The organism is Micromonospora sp. ATA51 (genome assembly GCF_016802855.1).
GTDB lineage: Bacteria > Actinomycetota > Actinomycetes > Mycobacteriales > Micromonosporaceae > Micromonospora > Micromonospora sicca.
In genome coordinates, this window is sequence record NZ_JAEVHJ010000140.1 from 1 (window position 1) to 15936 (window position 15936).

The 15936-nt window shown below is 73.4% G+C and carries 13 protein-coding genes and 3 pseudogenes; 7 read left to right on the top strand and 9 right to left on the bottom strand.

The window, feature by feature from the left end:
- The 8 genes and pseudogenes from JNW87_RS21025 to JNW87_RS40260 all read right to left on the bottom strand — a co-directional run.
- Nucleotides 1-374, bottom strand: a pseudogene (locus tag JNW87_RS21025) (hypothetical protein); the annotation flags it as partial.
- Nucleotides 365-1120 (bottom strand): CehA/McbA family metallohydrolase, encoded by a 756-nt coding sequence (locus tag JNW87_RS21030; protein ID WP_238454244.1) that lies wholly within the window; start codon nt 1118-1120, stop codon nt 365-367. The gene JNW87_RS21030 and the pseudogene JNW87_RS21025, both read right to left, overlap by 10 nt.
- 454 nt (nt 1121-1574) lie before the next feature.
- On the bottom strand, nt 1575-2714 hold the full coding sequence (locus JNW87_RS21035; protein WP_109800314.1) for an ABC transporter ATP-binding protein: 1140 nt from the start codon (nt 2712-2714) through the stop codon (nt 1575-1577).
- Complete coding sequence (locus JNW87_RS21040) at nt 2714-3589, bottom strand: carbohydrate ABC transporter permease (RefSeq protein WP_201749484.1); 876 nt, start codon at nt 3587-3589, stop codon at nt 2714-2716. The genes JNW87_RS21035 and JNW87_RS21040 overlap by 1 nt, the downstream gene beginning before the upstream one ends.
- A 114-nt stretch (nt 3590-3703) precedes the next feature.
- A complete protein-coding gene (locus tag JNW87_RS21045; RefSeq protein ID WP_201749483.1) occupies nt 3704-4651 on the bottom strand; it encodes a carbohydrate ABC transporter permease in 948 nt (315 codons plus the stop codon).
- The gene (locus JNW87_RS21050; RefSeq protein WP_109800312.1) at nt 4626-6023 is read right to left on the bottom strand and encodes an extracellular solute-binding protein; all 1398 of its coding nucleotides are present in this window, start codon (nt 6021-6023) and stop codon (nt 4626-4628) included. Before JNW87_RS21050 ends, JNW87_RS21045 begins: the two co-directional genes overlap by 26 nt.
- A gap of 150 nt (nt 6024-6173) precedes the next feature.
- On the bottom strand, nt 6174-6467 hold the full coding sequence (locus tag JNW87_RS40255; RefSeq protein ID WP_305070460.1) for a UTRA domain-containing protein: 294 nt from the start codon (nt 6465-6467) through the stop codon (nt 6174-6176).
- Nucleotides 6467-6913, bottom strand: a complete 447-nt coding sequence (locus tag JNW87_RS40260; protein WP_309234008.1) for a GntR family transcriptional regulator — start codon at nt 6911-6913, stop codon at nt 6467-6469. Before JNW87_RS40260 ends, JNW87_RS40255 begins: the two co-directional genes overlap by 1 nt.
- 193 nt (nt 6914-7106) lie before the next feature.
- On the opposite strand from JNW87_RS40260, the pseudogene JNW87_RS39655 reads away from it, so the two are divergent.
- The 7 genes and pseudogenes from JNW87_RS39655 to JNW87_RS21085 form a co-directional block, all read left to right on the top strand.
- A pseudogene (locus JNW87_RS39655) lies at nt 7107-7508 on the top strand (PfkB family carbohydrate kinase); the annotation flags it as partial.
- 104 nt (nt 7509-7612) lie between these two features.
- Nucleotides 7613-8071 carry a PfkB family carbohydrate kinase gene (locus JNW87_RS39660; RefSeq protein WP_255544147.1) on the top strand — a complete coding sequence of 153 codons (459 nt, stop codon included), beginning with the start codon at nt 7613-7615 and terminating at the stop codon, nt 8069-8071.
- 165 nt (nt 8072-8236) lie between these two features.
- Complete coding sequence (locus JNW87_RS21065; RefSeq protein ID WP_238454245.1) at nt 8237-8953, top strand: aldolase; 717 nt, start codon at nt 8237-8239, stop codon at nt 8951-8953.
- Nucleotides 8950-9768, top strand: a pseudogene (gene iolB / locus JNW87_RS21070) (5-deoxy-glucuronate isomerase); the annotation flags it as partial. The gene JNW87_RS21065 and the pseudogene iolB, both read left to right, overlap by 4 nt.
- 79 nt (nt 9769-9847) lie before the next feature.
- A complete protein-coding gene (locus tag JNW87_RS21075; protein ID WP_238454246.1) occupies nt 9848-11206 on the top strand; it encodes a thiamine pyrophosphate-binding protein in 1359 nt (452 codons plus the stop codon).
- Complete coding sequence (locus JNW87_RS21080) at nt 11098-11778, top strand: thiamine pyrophosphate-dependent enzyme (protein ID WP_238454248.1); 681 nt, start codon at nt 11098-11100, stop codon at nt 11776-11778. Before JNW87_RS21075 ends, JNW87_RS21080 begins: the two co-directional genes overlap by 109 nt.
- Nucleotides 11751-12131, top strand: a complete 381-nt coding sequence (locus tag JNW87_RS21085) for a VOC family protein (protein WP_109800306.1) — start codon at nt 11751-11753, stop codon at nt 12129-12131. The genes JNW87_RS21080 and JNW87_RS21085 overlap by 28 nt, the downstream gene beginning before the upstream one ends.
- A 60-nt stretch (nt 12132-12191) precedes the next feature.
- Here JNW87_RS21085 and JNW87_RS21090 read toward each other — a convergent pair whose 3' ends face one another.
- Complete coding sequence (locus tag JNW87_RS21090; RefSeq protein ID WP_238454247.1) at nt 12192-15674, bottom strand: glycosyl hydrolase; 3483 nt, start codon at nt 15672-15674, stop codon at nt 12192-12194.
- Nucleotides 15675-15936 lie beyond the last annotated feature (262 nt).

The window sequence follows — 15936 nt, forward strand, 5'->3', positions numbered from 1 at the left end:
GGGCGGGCCATCCGGGCCGGGTTGGCGGCGCAGGCGAGGGTGGGCCGGGGCGTGAACCGGGCATCGTCGACCGGCGCGGCGGCGAACACGTCCAGCGCCGCGTCGAGCTGGGCTAGGTCCTCGGCGAACCCGTCGGGGTCGGCGAAGCGCAGGTCCACCCAGCCGCCGGCGAGCCCGACACCGCTTGCGGCCAGCCGCCGGGCCAGCGCCTCCCCGGTCCCGAGGTAGCCGATCGGCCCGGAGTCCACTCCGGTGTAACCGTCCGCGGCCAGCGACGCGAGCAGCTCGTCCGGTCCGACGAACGGGTCGTCCGCCTGGTAGATGCCGTAGTTGCAGGGGGCTCCGGCCACCCTGGTCCGTGCGGTCAGCGGCACAGTGCGATCACCTCCATGCGGTGGGACTCCAGGACGTGCAGCCCGTCGGCGGCGGGCAGCAGGCACCGGTCACCCCGGACCACCCGGTGGCGGCCGTCGGGGTAGCCGAGCAGCGCGCCGTCCGCGTCGAGGGCGAGCAGTTCGTCACCGAGGCGCAGCAGCAGGGGCGCGTCCGGGCCGGCGGAGACGGCGGTGCGGCCGGCGGCCAGCCCGTGCCGGACCGCCCCGTCGTCGGTCGGGTCGCCGTCGACGAGCACCCAGGTGGTCGGCGCTCCGGGCAGCGCGTCCGCGCCGGGCCGGTGGAAGTCGCTGCCCCCGACGGGTACGACGTCCGGCCGCCACGCCTGCGCCCAGGCCAGCGGCGCTCCCCAGGTGCGGTCCCACCAGCCGGAGTGCCACACCTCGACCAGTGGGGTGCGGACGGTCACCGGTTGCCGCCAGGCGCAGTCCCCGCCCAGCGGGTGGTTGATCGACAGCAGCCCGCCCGCGCGCTCGGCCGCGCCGAGCCACTCGTCGGCGGGCCGGCGGAAGTCGATCCAGCCCACCGGGCCGAACACGTTGGCGTGTCCCCGGTCGGTGGTCACCTCCTGGCCGGGCACCAGCGTGATCCCGTACCGGCGGGCCGACCCGGGCAGCCAGGGGTGGTGGCTGACGGTGTTGTGGTCGGTGACGGCGAGGAAGTCCAGGCCCCGGGAGACGGCGAGGGCGGCCAGCTCGTCGATGGTCTGCGCGCCGTCGCTGTGCACGGTGTGCGTGTGCAGGTCGCCCGCGAGCCACCGGCGGCGTCGACGTCGGGGACCGCCGGGCGGGGCGGGCGTTCCGGCCGCGGCGGCGCGTCGGGTGCGGGGGGTGGCGTCGCTGGGGTGCTGCTGGTGGTGGCGGTGACCTCGAAGTCGAGGCCTTCCGGCGGGACGCGGTGCAGCCGGAGCAGCACCTGCCACTCGCCGGGCTCCAGCTCGCCGGGCAGGTAGCCGGGGGTGGCCCAGTCCGCGGTGATCGTGTACCCGTCGCGGGCGCCGCCGGACCAGCCGCGGAAGCCGGCCGGCCCGACGCAGCCGAGGTCCAGCACCCCCGCGTCGCGGAGGTAGTCCAGCCGGACGGTGAGCGCCGCGGTGCCCGGCGCGACGGTGACCGGCACGGCCCGCAGCACGTCCTCCGCGCGGTCCCGCAGCGTCCACCTGCCCCGGTGGGTGACCATGGTCAGGCGTCCGCCCCGACGCCGGTACGCGGCGCCGGCACTGGTGGCGCCGCCGCGCTCCCGACCAGCTCCCCGTCCCGGTAGACCAGCGAGCGCCCGGGTCGCGGCGCCACCCAGCCGGTGTCGCCCGGCTCCGGCTCCCGTCCCTCCGGCACCACGACCTGCACGCTGGTCGCCGTGCCGTCCTCGGCGGGCAGCACGTCCAGCGACACCAGGGAGAAGCTGCCGAGGTTCTCCACCACGACGACCTGACCGGTCAGCGCGTCGGTGACCGGGTCGGGGGAGTAGTCGAGGTATTCGGGGCGGACGCCGTAGACCAGGTGCTCCCCGTCGGTCACCTCTCCCCGGGCCTCCTCGGGCACCGGCAGGCGCACCCCGGCGACGGCCAGGGCGTCGCCGTCGACCCGGGCCGGGACCAGGTTCATCGGCGTCGAGCCGATGAACCCGGCGACGAAGGTGTTGGCCGGGCGGCGGAACACCTCGGTGGGGGTGCCGACCTGCCGGATCCGGCCGCCCTCCATCACCGCGATCCGGTCGGCCAGGGCCAGCGCCTCGGCCTGGTCGTGGGTGACGAAGACGGTGGTGACGCCCAGCTCGCGTTGCAGCCGCTTGAGGAACGTCCGCGCCTCCAGGCGCAGCCGGGCGTCCAGGTTGGACAGCGGCTCGTCCAGCAGGAACACCTGCGGGTGGCAGGCCATCGCCCGGGCGAGCGCGACCCGCTGTTGCTGGCCGCCGGAGAGCTGGCCGGGTCGGCGGTCCAGCAGCGCCGACAGCCCCAGCTCGTCGGCGGTGGCCGCGGCCTTGTCCTGCCGGGCGGCCTTGCCGACCTTCTTGATCCGCAGCGGGTACGCGATGTTGTCCCGCACGGTCATGTGCGGGAAGAGCGCGTAGTCCTGGAAGACCATCGCCACGTCCCGCTGACCGGGCGGCAGGTTCGTCACGGCCCGCTCGCCGATCCGCACGGTGCCGCCGGAGGCGACCTCCAGCCCGGCGATGGTGCGCAGCAGGGTGGTCTTGCCGCAGCCGGACGGGCCGAGCAGGGCGAAGAACTCGCCGTCGGCGATCTCCAGGTCGAGGGCGTCCAGGGCGCGTACCCCGTTGGGGTAGACCTTGGTCAGTTCGCGCAGGGTGATGGCGGACATCAGCGCTTGATCCCTCCGTGGAAGCGGAATCCGTACCTGCTGCTGACGAAGACGAACATCAGCGCCACCGGCAGCGAGTAGAGCAGTGAGAAGGTGGAGAGCAGTCGCAGGTCGGCCTGGCCGCCCTCGGTGTAGAGGGTGTACATGATCACCGCGGCGGGCGCCTTGTCCGGGCCGCGCAGCAGCAGGAACGGCACCAGGAAGTTGCCCCAGACGTTCGCCACCGCCCACACCCCGACCGTGGCCAGCCCCGGCCGGACGACCGGCACCACGATGTGCCGCATGATCTGCAGCGGGCTGGCCCCGAACACCCGCGCCGACTCCTCGTACGAGGTGGGCGTGGCGTCCATGAAGTCCTTGAGGATGAAGATCGCCGCGGGCAGCAGGCCGCCGGTGAGGATCAGGATGACGCCGAGCCGGGAGTCGATCAGGTGGAGCCGGAACGCCAGCTCGAACAGCGGCACCATGGTGGCCGTGCCGGTGACGATCGACGACAGCAGCAGCAGTCCGTAGAGCAACGCGTCGCGCCCCGGCACCCGGACCCGGCTCAGCGCGTACGCGGCCAGCGCGGCGAAGGTCACCACCAGCAGGGCGGTGCCGCCGGCCAGCCAGACCGAGTTGACCAGCGAGGTCAGCGCGTACGGGTTGTCCAGCAGGGCGCGGAAGTTGTCCAGGGTGAAGTCCGGCAGCGAGGTGCCGATCGTCGGCGTGTCGTCGAACGGCGCGGTGGCCAGCCAGAGCAGCGGCAGCGCGAAGAAGGCGAGCACCAGGCAGAGGAAGACGTACCGGCCGATCCGGGCCAGCATGTGCCGTACGGCGGCCCTCGACCGGTCGGCGGTTCCGGTGCCGTCCGTCGTCGTCGTCACGGTACTCACGGCGCCTCCTGAGTTCGCGACTGCGGGGCTCGCAGGACCGGCTCACTCCTCGCGCTCACGGCGCCTCCTGAGTTCGCGACTGCGGGGCTCGCAGGACCGGCTCACTCCTCGCGCTCACGCCCGCTCCTTCCGCCGGCCCAGCATCCGCAGGTAGACCAGCGCGATGACCAGGTTGATCAGCAGCATGATGAACGAGATGGCCGCGCCGAAGCCCAGCTCGCCGCCGGAGAGCGCCACCTTGTAGACGTAGACCGCCAGCACCTCGGAGCGCTGCTCGGGGCCGCCCGCGGTGATCAGGAACGGGGTGAAGTCGTTGAACGTCCAGAGGCTGATCAGCAGCAGGTTGGTCAGCACGTGGCCGCGGATGCGCGGGAAGACCACGTCGCGCAGCTGCTGCCAGGTGGACGCGCCGGCCAGCCGGGCGGTCTCCAGGTGCGAGCGGGGCACGTTCTCCAGCGCGGCGGCGTAGAGCATCATCGAGAACGCGGTACCCCGCCAGGTGTTGAAGATGACGATCGACAGCATCGGATGGTCGAGCAGCCAGGCCATGCCGGGCGTGCCGAGCAGCGCGTTGAGCGTGCCGGCGTCCCGGTCGAGCAGGGCGATCCAGAGGAAGGCGACGACCGAGCTGGGCAGGATCCACGACAGCAGGACGAACGCCTCGACCACCCGGCGCAGCGGGCCCCGCCGGTCGCGCAGCGCGAAGGCGATGGCGAAGCCGAGGCCGGCCTGGCCGAGCACCGCCGAGCCGAGCACGAACTGCAGGGTCAGCAGCAGCGACGTGCGGAAGCGCTCGTCGGTCAGCGCCCGGGTGTAGTTGTCCAGCCCGACGATCTCCGGGTTGGCCGCGGCCAGGCCGGTGAGCCGGTAGTTGGTGACACCCAGGTAGATCGTCCAGGCGGCCGGCACCACGAGGAAGAGCAGGATCAGCACCATGCTCGGGACGAGGAACCCGGCGGCGCGGGCCCGGCCCAGCCCGGCGGCGTCGGGGGCGGGGGAGGCGCCCGTGTCCGGGCGCGCTCCCCCGACCGTCTCGTCAGGACGAGACGTTACCTGGACCACCGACGATCCCTTCGACCTTCTTCTGGTACGCCGTGGCGGCCTCGTCGACGCTCTTGCCCGACGCCGCGGCGGCGGTCGCCTCCTGCAGTGCCACCGACACCTGCGGGTAGACCGCCAGCGGCGGCCGGTACGCGGTCAGCGGCAGCACCTTCTCGGCGACGAAGTTGAGCATCGGGTCGCCCGCGAGGACCTCCTTGTTGACGTCCATCCGGGAGGTGATCCGCGCCGCCCCGGCGAGCTGCGCCTTGGTGGCCTCCGCCGAGTGCATGAACGCCAGCAGCTCGAACGCCTGGGACGGGTACTTCGAGTTCGGGTTCAGCACGTCGACGCCGCCGCCGGACATGCTCACGAAGTCCTGCCCCCGGATGCCCGCGCCGGGCTGCTTGGCCGGGATCATCGCGTACCCGACGGTGCTGTCCCGGTCGGGCATCTTGGCGATGCCGTCCTTCGGGTTGATGACGCTGCGCCAGAAATAGTCGCCCTCGCCGAGGATGCCGATCTTGCCGGCGGCGAACTCCTCGAAGGACTTGTCCCGACCCTTGGCCTCCTGCTGGAGCTTCGGGTCGCCGAGGCCGCCGCCGTAGACCTTGGTGTAGAAGTCGAGCATGTCCTTGACCGGCTGGTTGGCGCCGGCCCACTTGCCGTCCTTCCAGATCTCGCCGCCGGCGCCGACCAGCAGCGGCAGCGCGCCCTGCATCGCGGTCGCCTCGCCCATCGCGGTGCCGGCGTTGATCTGGATCGGCGTCACCCCGGGCAGCGCCTTGAGCTTGGCGCCGGCGTCGAGGATCTCCTGCCAGCTCTTCGGTTGCCAGTCGGCGGGCAGGCCGGCCTGGGCGAAGAGCTTCTTGTTGTAGTAGAGGACGCGGCCGTCGGTGCCCTGCGGGATGCCGTACCGCTTGTCGTCGAACGTGCCCAGGCCCTGCACGCTCTCCGGGATCTGCGACCAGCCGTCCCACTTCTCGGCCTGGTCACCGGCCACCTCGGACAGCGGCTTGAGGTATCCGGCCTGGGCGAACTCGCCGACCCAGATGCCGTCGACGGACACCACGTCGGCGCCGCCCTTGGAGCGCAGGTCCAGCGCCAGCTTGGTCTTGTACTGCTCGTCGTCGACCCCGCTGGGCACGAACGACACCTTGGCGGTTACCCCCTTGGCCTTCTGGGCTTCGACGAACCGGGGGATCACCCACTTCTCGATCCACTCGGCGCCGGTGGCGTTCTTGCCGCCGGCGATGGCGTTGGCGGCGATGGTGAGGGTGATGTTCTTGGCGTCCTTGCCGGCCGGCTCGTCGCCTCCACCGCAGCCCGTGGCGGTGAGGGTGACGGCGGTGAGCGCGGCGAGCACACCCGTGACGCGTCTCGACGTGACTGACATGGGTTGTTCCCTTCGCAAGGAGAGACTTCGAAGAGACTCGCGGGTCGCCCGCCGGCCGCAGGTCCATGCCGGCGGTGCTTGTCGGCCACAATGTCATGACAGCCTGACGACGTAAATACCTGTCACCGAAATGAGCCGGAAACAGGCGCGTCACCGCTCGGCGACGGTCACCTCCAGCGCGTACCGGGAGGCCCGGTAGATGTGCGCGCCGTGCTCGACGTAGCGGCCCTGGTCGTCGTACGCCGTCCGGGTCATGGTCAGCAGCGGGGCGCCGCGCCGCTCGCCGAGCATCTGCGCCTCCGCCGCGGTCGCGGCCCGGGCGCCGATCCGCTGCTGGGCGCCGCGCACCCGCAGGCCGGCCGCGCGCAGGATCGCGTACAGGCCCCGGCTCTGCAGGCCGTCCAGGGTGAGCCGGACCAGGTCGAGGGGGAGCCAGTTCTGCATCACCGCGAGGGGGCTCCCCGTCGGCGAAGCGCAGCCGGCGCAGGTGCTGCACCTCGCTGCCCGCGGCGACCCCCGAGCGCGGCCGCCACCGGCGCCGGGCAGGCCACGGTGGCCAGTTCGAGCACCGAGGTGGACGGCTGCCGCCCGGCCCGGGCCAGGTCGTCGTGCAGGCTGGTCAGCTCGACCGCGCGGCGCACCTCACCCCGGACCACCTGGGTCCCCACGCCCCGACGGCGGACGATCAGTCCCTTGTCCACCAGGTGCTGGATGGCCTGCCGGACGGTGGGCCGGGACAGTCCCAGCCGGTCGGCGAGCTGCAGCTCGCTGTCCAGCCGGTCGCCCGGTGCCAGGTCACCGCGCTGGATCGCGGCGCTGAACTGCTCGGCGACCTGGAAGTAGAGCGGGACCGGGCTGCTCCGGTCGACCACGATCTCGGGGCCGGTCACGGGGACCTCCTCGTCACGGTTGCCCAGGGGGTCGGGGGCGCGTCGATGGGCGCCACTGTACCGAAGTGGTCACCGAGCGCGCCCGCCGGATGTCAGGACAACACATTGACACAACTCGCGGCCACTGTTACCAATCAGGGACCAGGATCGAGGTGGCGGTCACGCCGTCGCCGGCCCGGACAAAGGACGCCGCATGCTCGATGTGCTCACCATCGGCCGGGTCGGAGTGGACATCTATCCGCTGCAGATCGCCACGCCGCTGGCCGAGGTCGAGACGTTCGGGAAATTTCTCGGCGGCAGTGCCACCAACGTCGCGGTCGCCGCCGCCCGGTACGGGCTGCGCGCCGGGGTGGTCACCCGCACCGGCGCCGACGCCTTCGCCGACTACGTGCACCGGGCGTTGCGGGACTTCGGCGTCGACGACAGCCAGGTGCGACCCGTCGCCGGGCTGCCCACCCCGGTGACGTTCTGCGAGATCTTCCCGCCGGACCACTTCCCGATCTGGTTCTACCGCACCCCCACCGCCCCGGACCTGCAGATCCACCCCGACGAGCTGGACCTCGCCGCCATCGTGGCCGCCCGGGTCCTCTGGATCACCGGCACCGGGCTCTGCCAGCAGCCCAGTCGGGACGCGCACACCACCGCGCTGGCCGCCCGCGGCGGCGCCCGCACACCGTCCTGGACCTCGACTACCGGCCGATGTTCTGGCCCGACCCGGCCGCCGCCACGGCCGCCTACGCCGAGGCGCTGCCCCGGTTCACCGTCGCCGTCGGCAACCTCGACGAGGTCGAGGTGGCGGTCGGCACCCGGGACCCCGAGCAGGCCGCCCGGCTGCTGCTCGACCGCGGGCCGCGGCTGGCCGTGGTCAAGCTCGGCCCGGACGGGGTGCTCGCCAGCACCGCCGAGCGCACGGTCCGGGTGCCGCCGGTGCCGGTGGCGGTGCTCAACGGGCTCGGCGCCGGGGACGCCTTCGGCGGCGCCCTCTGCCTGGGCCTGCTGCGGGACTGGCCACTGGAGCGGACGCTGCGCTTCGCCAACGCCGCGGGCGCCATCGTGGCGTCGCGGCTGGCCTGCTCGTCCGCCATGCCAGACGAGGCCGAGACCGAGGCGCTCGCCGCCCGGGCGGAACCGGCCCCCGCGACGGAAGGAGACCGGTGAGCACCGACTACGAGGCGTTGACCCTCACCCGCGCGCACCGGCCGCAGGCGATCGCCGAGGCGCCGCCGGGCGGACCCGCCGACCCTGGCCGGACCACGGCGACCGCTCTTCCTCATCGCCGCCGACCACCCGGCCCGGGGCGCCCTCGGCGTCCGGGACCGGCCGATGGCCATGGCCGGGCGGGCCGACCTGCTCGACCGGCTACGACTCGCGCTGTCCCGGCCCGGGGTCGACGGGGTGCTCGGCACCCCGGACGTCCTGGAGGACCTGCTGCTGCTCGGCGCGCTGGAGGACCGGCTGGCAATCGGCTCGATGAACCGCGGTGGCCTGTTCGGCGCCGCGTTCGAGCTGGACGACCGGTTCACCGCGTACGACGCCGACAGCATCGCCGCGATGGGCTACGACGGCGGCAAGATGCTCTGCCGGATCGACCCGGCCGACCACGGCACGGCCTCCACGCTGCAGGCCTGCGCCCGGGCGGTCAGCGCCCTCGCCGCGCACCGCACGGTGGCGCTGGTGGAGCCGATGTGGGTGGGGCGCACCGACGGGCGGGTCCACGTCGACCTGACGCCCGAGGCGGTGATCAAGAGCGTGAGCGTCGGGCAGGCACTCGGCACGACCTCGGCGTACACCTGGTTGAAGCTGCCGGCGATCGACGAGATGGACCGGGTGATGGCCGCGACCACCCTGCCCGTCCTGCTGCTCGGCGGCGACCCGACGGAGGCCCCCGACGTGGTCTACGCCCGCTGGCAGCGGGCGCTGCGCCAACCCGGCGTCCGCGGGCTGGTGGTCGGCCGGGCGCTGCTCTACCCGCCGGGCGACGACGTGGCCGCCGCGGTCGACCTGGCCCACTCGCTGCTGCCGACGCGGCAGGAAGCATGACCGGGGAGCTGCACCTGCCCTGGGGTACGACGGCCCGACCGCCCTGGGCGCTCGAGCTGACCCCCGCACGGGCCGGCTGGATGTACGCGGGACTGCGGATGCTGGACCTGCCCGCCGGCGGCGTGGTCACCTTCGCCACCGGCGACGAGGAGATGCTGGTCCTGCCGCTGGCCGGGGCCGCCACCGTCCGCTGCGACGGGCTGCGTATGGAGCTGGCCGGTCGTGCCTCGGTCTTCGCCGCGGTCACCGACTTCGCCTATCTGCCCCGGGACGCGACGGTGACGGTCCGGGGCGAGGGGCGCTTCGCGCTGCCGTCGGCCCGGGCCACCCGCCGGCTGTCGCCGCGCTACGGCGCGGCCCGGGACGTGCCGGTGGAGCTGCGCGGCGCCGGGCCGGCCAGCCGGCAGGTCAACAACTTCTGCGCCCCGGAGGCCTTCGACTGCGACCGGCTGGTCGCTGTGGAGGTGCTCACCCCCGGCGGCAACTGGTCGTCCTACCCGCCGCACAAGCACGAGGACGACCGGGTCCACGACGGCGGCCGGGTCGAGGCGGCGCTGGAGGAGATCTACTACTTCGAGGTGTCCGGGGCGGCGCCGGGCGACGACGGGGGACCGGTCGGCTACCAGCGGGTGTACGGCACCGACCGGCGGCCGATCGACGTCCTCGCCGAGGTGGGCAGCGGCGACCTGGTGCTCGTCCCGTACGGCTACCACGGCCCGTCGATGGCCCCGCCCGGCTACCACCTCTACTACCTCAACGTCCTGGCCGGCCCCGGCCCGGACCGCACCATGGCGTGTGTGGACGACCCACGACACGGCTGGATCCGGGGCAGCTGGGCCGACCAGCGGGTCGACCCGCGGCTGCCGCTGACCGGCCGGCCCGGGGAGGCGACTGATGCGCAGGCTCACGGTGGCGCAGGCCCTGGTGGCGTTCCTCGCCCGGCAGTGGTCCGAACGCGACGGCCGGCGGCGCCGGCTGATCCCCGCCTGCTTCGGCATCTTCGGCCACGGCAACGTCGCCGGGCTCGGCGAGGCCCTCGCCGGCGCCGCCGCCGCGGGCGTCGACCTGCCGTACCGGTTGTGCCGCAACGAGCAGGGCATGGTGCACACCGCCGCCGCGTACGCCCGGATGACCGACCGGCTCAGCACCCTGGCCTGCACCACCTCCATCGGCCCGGGCGCGACCAACCTGGTCACCGGAGCCGCCGGCGCGACCATCAACCGGCTGCCGGTGCTGCTGCTGCCCGGCGACATCTTCGCCACCCGGGCGGCCAACCCGGTGCTGCAGGAGCTCGAGGACACCCGCTCCTACGACGTGAGCGTCACCGACGCGCTGCGCCCAGTCTCCCGCTACTGGGACCGGATCAACCGGCCCGAACAGCTGCCGGCGGCGCTGCTGGCCGCCATGCGGGTGCTCACCGACCCGGTGGAGACCGGCGCGGTCACTCTCGCCCTGCCGCAGGACGTGCAGGCCGAGGCGTACGACTGGCCGGAGGAGCTGTTCGCCGACCGCGTCTGGCACGTGCCGCGCCCCCGCCCCGACGAGGGGGCCGTCCAGCGGGCCGCCCGGATCGTCACCGCGGCCCACCGGCCGGTCCTGGTGGCCGGCGGCGGCGTCATCTACAGCGGCGCGCCGGACACGCTGCGCCACTTCGCCGAGCGGCACGGCGTGCCGGTGGTGGAGACCCAGGCGGGCAAGGGCGCCCTGCCCCACGACCATCCCCTCGCCGCGGGCGCGGTCGGGGTCACCGGCACCGCCGCGGCCAACGAACTCGCCGCGAACGCCGATGTGGTGATCGGCGTCGGCACCCGGTACAGCGACTTCACCACCGCCTCCGGCACCCTCTTCGGCGACGCCCGGTTCGTCAACCTCAACATCACCGGCTTCGACGCCGCCAAGCTGTCCGGCGTCCAGGTCGTCGGGGACGCGCGGGAGAGCCTGACCGCGCTGAGCGCGGCCTGCGCCGACTGGGCGACGCCGGCCGCGTACCGGTCGACGGTCGCGGACCTGGGCGCCCGGTGGGCGGCCGTGGTGGACCGCGCCCGGCACGCCGACCCGCAGGCGCGCCGACCCAGGCGGCGGTCATCGGCGCGGTCAACGACGCCGCCGGCCCCCGCGACGTGGTGGTCTGCGCGGCCGGGTCGATGCCCGGTGACCTGCACAAGCTGTGGCGCAGCGCCGACCCCAAGGCCTACCACGTCGAGTACGGCTACTCGTGCATGGGCTACGAGATCGCCGGTGGGATCGGGGTGAAGCTGGCCGCGCCCGACCGGGAGGTCTTCGTGCTGGTCGGTGACGGTTCCTACCTGATGCTGCCGAGCGAACTGGTCACCGCGGTGGCCGAGGGCGTCAAGCTGGTCGTGGTGCTGGTCGACAACCAGGGGTTCGCCTCGATCGGGCGGCTGTCGGAGAGCGTCGGCGCGCAGCGGCTCGGCACCGCCTACCGCGACCGCGCCGGTGCGCCGCTGCCGGTCGACCTCGCGGCGAACGCGGCGAGCCTCGGCGCGGAGGTGATCCGGGCGACCACCATGGCCGAGCTGCGGGGCGGGTCTGGACGCGGCGAGGGCGGCGCACCGCACGACGGTCGTGCACGTGTCGACGGACCCGATGGAGGCCGGGCCGGACGGCGGCGCGTGGTGGGATGTGCCCGTCGCCGAGGTCTCGGCCACCGCGGCGGCGCAGACGGCCCGGGCCGCGTACGAGGCGGGGCGCAAGGCGCGCCGCGCGCACCTGCACCCGTCCTGACCCACGTCGCCGGGGGCCACCGCGGACCCGGTGTCCTCGGTACACTGCCGCGATGCACCGGTCCCGGGTCCACGCCCTGATCATCGACGTGCCGCGGGCCGCCGCGGCGCAGGCCGCCGACTTCTGGGCCGCCGCGCTCGGTGCCCCGCCTCGGCACCTCGCCGACGAGCCGGAGTTCACCAACCTGCCGGACGTCGTGCCCGACCTGGTCACCGCGATCCAGGCGGTCGACGACGCGCCGCGCTACCACCTCGACATCGAGACCGACGACGTGCAGGCCGAGGTGGACCGGCTGCGCGGGCTCGGTGCCACGCCGGTGTCCCGGTGGCAGGAGTGCCACGTGCTGCGTGCCCCCACCGGCCACCTGCTCTGCGTCATCCCGGTCGTCGGCGACCCGGCGGGGTTCGCGGCGACCGCCCGGCGCTGGGACTGATCGTCCGACGGGCGACGCCCCGACCGCCGGGACGGCGGCCGGGGCGTCCACAGGGTCGGGTCATCCGGTGTACGGCAGGGTGACCTTCGACCGGTTGCCGGTGCCGAGGCTGGTCGGCGTGCTGCCGATCGCGTTCCAGACCTCGACCTTCACCGTGCCGCCGGCCAGGTTCCCGAGCGTGCCCGCGGCCGAGTACAGGCCCTTGGTCTCGGTGTAGTGCTCCCAGCCGTCGACCGGGTCGGTGGCGAAGTAGTGGTACGTCTCCACCCGGTCGAAGGTGCCGTCGCCGGTCAGGTCGTAGGAGACCCGGACGTGGGTGCCGTCGCCCACCCCGGTGCCGGCGTCGAAGAACAGGTCGAACCGGGTCTGCCCGCCGGAGTACGTCGCGGTGACCCCGGTGGCGGTGTAGACCAGCGGGTTGTGCGGCGTACCCACCCAGTTGCCGTTGGCGGCGGCGACGGTCGCTGTGCCCGCGACCCCGGCGGTGCCGGACAGCTGGCTGGTGCCCTGTAGGTACAGGTTCGCGGCGAAGCCGGTCGGCGGCGGGGTGGTGGTGGGCGCCGTCCCGGTGTACGGCAGCACGACCTGCGACTGGTTGCCGATGCCCAGGCTGGTCGCCGCGCCACCGATGGCGTTCCAGACCTCGACCTTCACCGTGCCGCCGGCCAGATTCCCCAGCGTGCCGGCGGCCGACTTCAGCCCCTGCGTCTGCCGGTAGTGCTCGACCCCGATGACCGGGTCGGTGGCGAAGTACTGGTACGTCTCCACCCGGTCGAAGCTGCCGTCGCCGGTCAGGTCGTACGACACGCGGGACTGCACCCCGTTGCCCACCGCTGTGCCCGCGTCGACCGCCAGGTCGAAGCCGGTGGCGCCGCCGGTGTAGGTGCCGGTCAGCCCCGTGGCGGTGAACACCTGCGGGTTGGTCGGCGTGCCGTCGTGGGTGCCGTTGGCCGCGGCCACCGACACCGTGCCGGCCGCACCGGCCGTGCCACCCAGCGCCCCGCCGGAGAGCAGGTACTGCGTCGGGCTGAGCGGCTGCCCCGGCGGGGTGGTGGGCGATGGCGACGGGCTCGGGCTGGTCGGGGTCGGGCTCGGGCTGGTCGTCGTCGGCGGGCCGGTGGGGACGACCACGCCGCCGGTGGCGTTGCCGCCGCTCCAGGTCAGCGCCCCGGAAGTGGCGGTCTTCCCGGCCGGGACGACCAGCTTCGTACCGTCGGAGAAGGTCACCGTCAGCGGCGCGGCGGTAATGTTCGACGCCACGTAGGTGCGCGCGCCGCCCTTGGCGAACACCTTCGCCAGCGGGTGGCTGGCGGTGACGGTGGTGTCCACGGTGCCGAGCGCGGCCAGGTTGCGGATCCAGTGGAAGGTGTGCGCCTTGCTCTCGCCCTCCTCGCTGGTGAAGGTGCTGTTCGCCCGGAAGTTCGACAGCGCCCGGTCGCCGTCACCGAGGGCCAGGAACTCCCAGATCACGTCCTGCCAGACAGTTGGCGGTCCGCCGTTGTTGGTGACCAGCTCGTTGTAGTTGGCGGTCACGTAGGCCGGGTCGTCGCCCAGGTAGAAGTGACCGCCGGTGATCGGCAGCATGTTGATGCCCTGGATCATCTCCGGGTCCGCGGAGAACCAGGTGGAGTACGACGCGCCGTCGCCCCAGACCATGCCGACGGTCCGGTGACCGAAGGCGGAGGGGAAGTTCGCGTCGCGCACGTCGAACCAGTACTCGGAGATCGCCGCGGACTGGGTGGTCCAGATGTAGACACCGGCGTCCCGGACGGCGGTGTCGCCGGTCGCCTGGCCCCACTGGATCAGGGCGTTGGCGAAGTTCATCCCCTCCGACGAGGACTCCTGGTTGTTGCCGGCGAAGAAGGCGGCGTGCCCGGAGGCCCAGTCGTGGCCGGCGTAGATGTCGAAGTCCCGCAGGTAGGGGAACCGGGCGTCGGCGCGGTCGTAGTTGTTGGCGTCGCGGACCAGCAGGTCGACCATGCCGCCGTACTGGGCGTCGGCGGCCCAGGCGGGGTCGAACTTGGCGACGGTCGCGGCGGCGGCGACGAGGTAGCCGTAGTGGAAGTGGTGGTCGTTGAGGTCCTCGTCGGAGAGGTACGAGGCGGGGTAGCCGATCAGCGTGCCCCAGTTCCGGTCGTAGTAGAAGAGCTGGCCGGTCTCCCCGGAGCCGGCGGTCAGCCAGTTGGTGAGCCGGGTCTTCATGGCGTTCACCGCCGCGTTGCGCACGGTGGTGAGGCCGAGTTGGTCGGCGATCTCGGCGATGCGCGCGGCCCGGCCGAGGCCCTTGCCCGCCCAGTAGGTGTCCTGGCCGCTGACCCCCTCCGGGTTGGCCAGTTCGGCGTTGAGGTGGTTGGTGACGGTGGTCAGGTCGGCGCCGGAGGAGTCGCCCACCGCGGGCACCTCCGGCAGCACGCCGGTGTACCTCATGCTGGTGGTGAAGGACGAGACGCCGGTGAGCGTGCGCATGGCGCCGCGCGGCGAGACGTACGTCGGGGTGATCGGGGTGCCGCCGGCGAGGCTGCGCCACTGGTGCGGGTAGAGCGACACCACGGTCCTCGTCTCGGTGCCCTCGCGCTGGGTGGTGGTGAACGCGTACGTGGTGCGTACCGTGCCGGTGGCCGGGTCGTACGCGTAGGTCATCCTGGTGCCGGTGACGTGCGCGTGGGCGTACCTGCCGTATTCGGCGGCGAGGGCGGCCTTGTCGGCGCCGCCGGGCAGGACGGCGACGGAGAAGTAGCCCTTGCCGCCCAGCGTGGAGCTGATGCCCGTGCCGGCCACGGTCCAGCTCGCGCCGGTCGGCGCGTACGCCACGTAGTCGTGGCCGCGGACGGTGAAGCCGATCATCGCGCCGGAGTTGGCCCAGACGGTGGGCGCCGCGGCGGCGGTGATCTGCGCGTTGCCGCCGGTGATCCGGTAGTAGCTGAACGGCAGGCCGTGGCCGATGGTGGCTCGCATGGTGCGCGCGCCGTCGGTCCAGTCCGCGGTGACCGTCCAGTCGGTCCAGTCGGCGGCCTTGACGACCGGGGCGCCGAGCCCGGCCACCCCGACCCGGATGTCCTCGGTGTACGGGAAGTGGTATTCGCCGACCCCGGTGGCGGTGCCGCTGATCGCCGGTGTGGTGGTGTACGACAGGCCGAGCCCGTTGGTCTCCGCGTGGTACGCGAGCGGGTGGGCGTGCAGGTTCTCGCTGGTGGCGCAGTTGTTGCGCTTCCAGAGCAGCGACGACCACCAGTCGTTGGTCGGGATCGCGCCGGTGGGGGCGTCGGCGGTGACGAAGAGGCGCGGGTTGGTGCTGATCTCGCCGCAGCCCTTGGGCAGCGCGGTGCCGGGCGGGCGGGTCTCGGTGAAGCTGCCGGCGCCGACGGTGCCCGCCTCGGCGGTGCCGCCGCCGAGCACGACGACGCCGAGGCCGCCCGCGGCGAGGAGAGCGGCGGTGGCGAGGGCCAGGGCGCGGACGCCGCCGCGGCGCCGTCCGACGGGGGCCGGGACGGGTGTCGGCCCAGGACGGTCGCCCGGGGAGACGTCCCGGAGGGGGAGGGTCATGGGGTTCCCCTTCGCAATCAGGGATCGGGGCACGGGGTGTGCGGCAGGGAGCCGAGAGAGCGCTCTCTTGAGGAGCGAGGTTAGGTATTGGTTACATCCCCGTCAATGGCTTGTTACGCCAGAGAACGCTCTCCAGGGCTTGCTCGCCGCCTGCCCGCGCGATGGTGGGAGCTCCGCTCGGCCGGTACCGGGTCAAAGGGACAACGCTGGTACGCCTGGGCGTGGATCGCCACCGCCTCACCGCGGCATCACCTGCTCGTGC

Excerpts from the sequence above, each read along its gene's own strand:
- JNW87_RS21085 (WP_109800306.1), top strand. The coding sequence starts at position 11,751 with ATGCACCGGTCCCGGGTCCACGCCCTGATCATCGACGTGCCGCGGGCC.
- JNW87_RS21035 (WP_109800314.1), bottom strand. The coding sequence starts at position 2,714 with ATGTCCGCCATCACCCTGCGCGAACTGACCAAGGTCTACCCCAACGGG.
- JNW87_RS21080 (WP_238454248.1), top strand. The coding sequence starts at position 11,098 with ATGCCCGGTGACCTGCACAAGCTGTGGCGCAGCGCCGACCCCAAGGCC.
- JNW87_RS21050 (WP_109800312.1), bottom strand. The coding sequence starts at position 6,023 with ATGTCAGTCACGTCGAGACGCGTCACGGGTGTGCTCGCCGCGCTCACC.
- JNW87_RS21065 (WP_238454245.1), top strand. The coding sequence starts at position 8,237 with ATGGCCATGGCCGGGCGGGCCGACCTGCTCGACCGGCTACGACTCGCG.
- JNW87_RS21075 (WP_238454246.1), top strand. The coding sequence starts at position 9,848 with ATGCGCAGGCTCACGGTGGCGCAGGCCCTGGTGGCGTTCCTCGCCCGG.
- JNW87_RS40255 (WP_305070460.1), bottom strand. The coding sequence starts at position 6,467 with ATGCAGAACTGGCTCCCCCTCGACCTGGTCCGGCTCACCCTGGACGGC.
- JNW87_RS21090 (WP_238454247.1), bottom strand. The coding sequence starts at position 15,674 with ATGACCCTCCCCCTCCGGGACGTCTCCCCGGGCGACCGTCCTGGGCCG.
- JNW87_RS39660 (WP_255544147.1), top strand. The coding sequence starts at position 7,613 with ATGTTCTGGCCCGACCCGGCCGCCGCCACGGCCGCCTACGCCGAGGCG.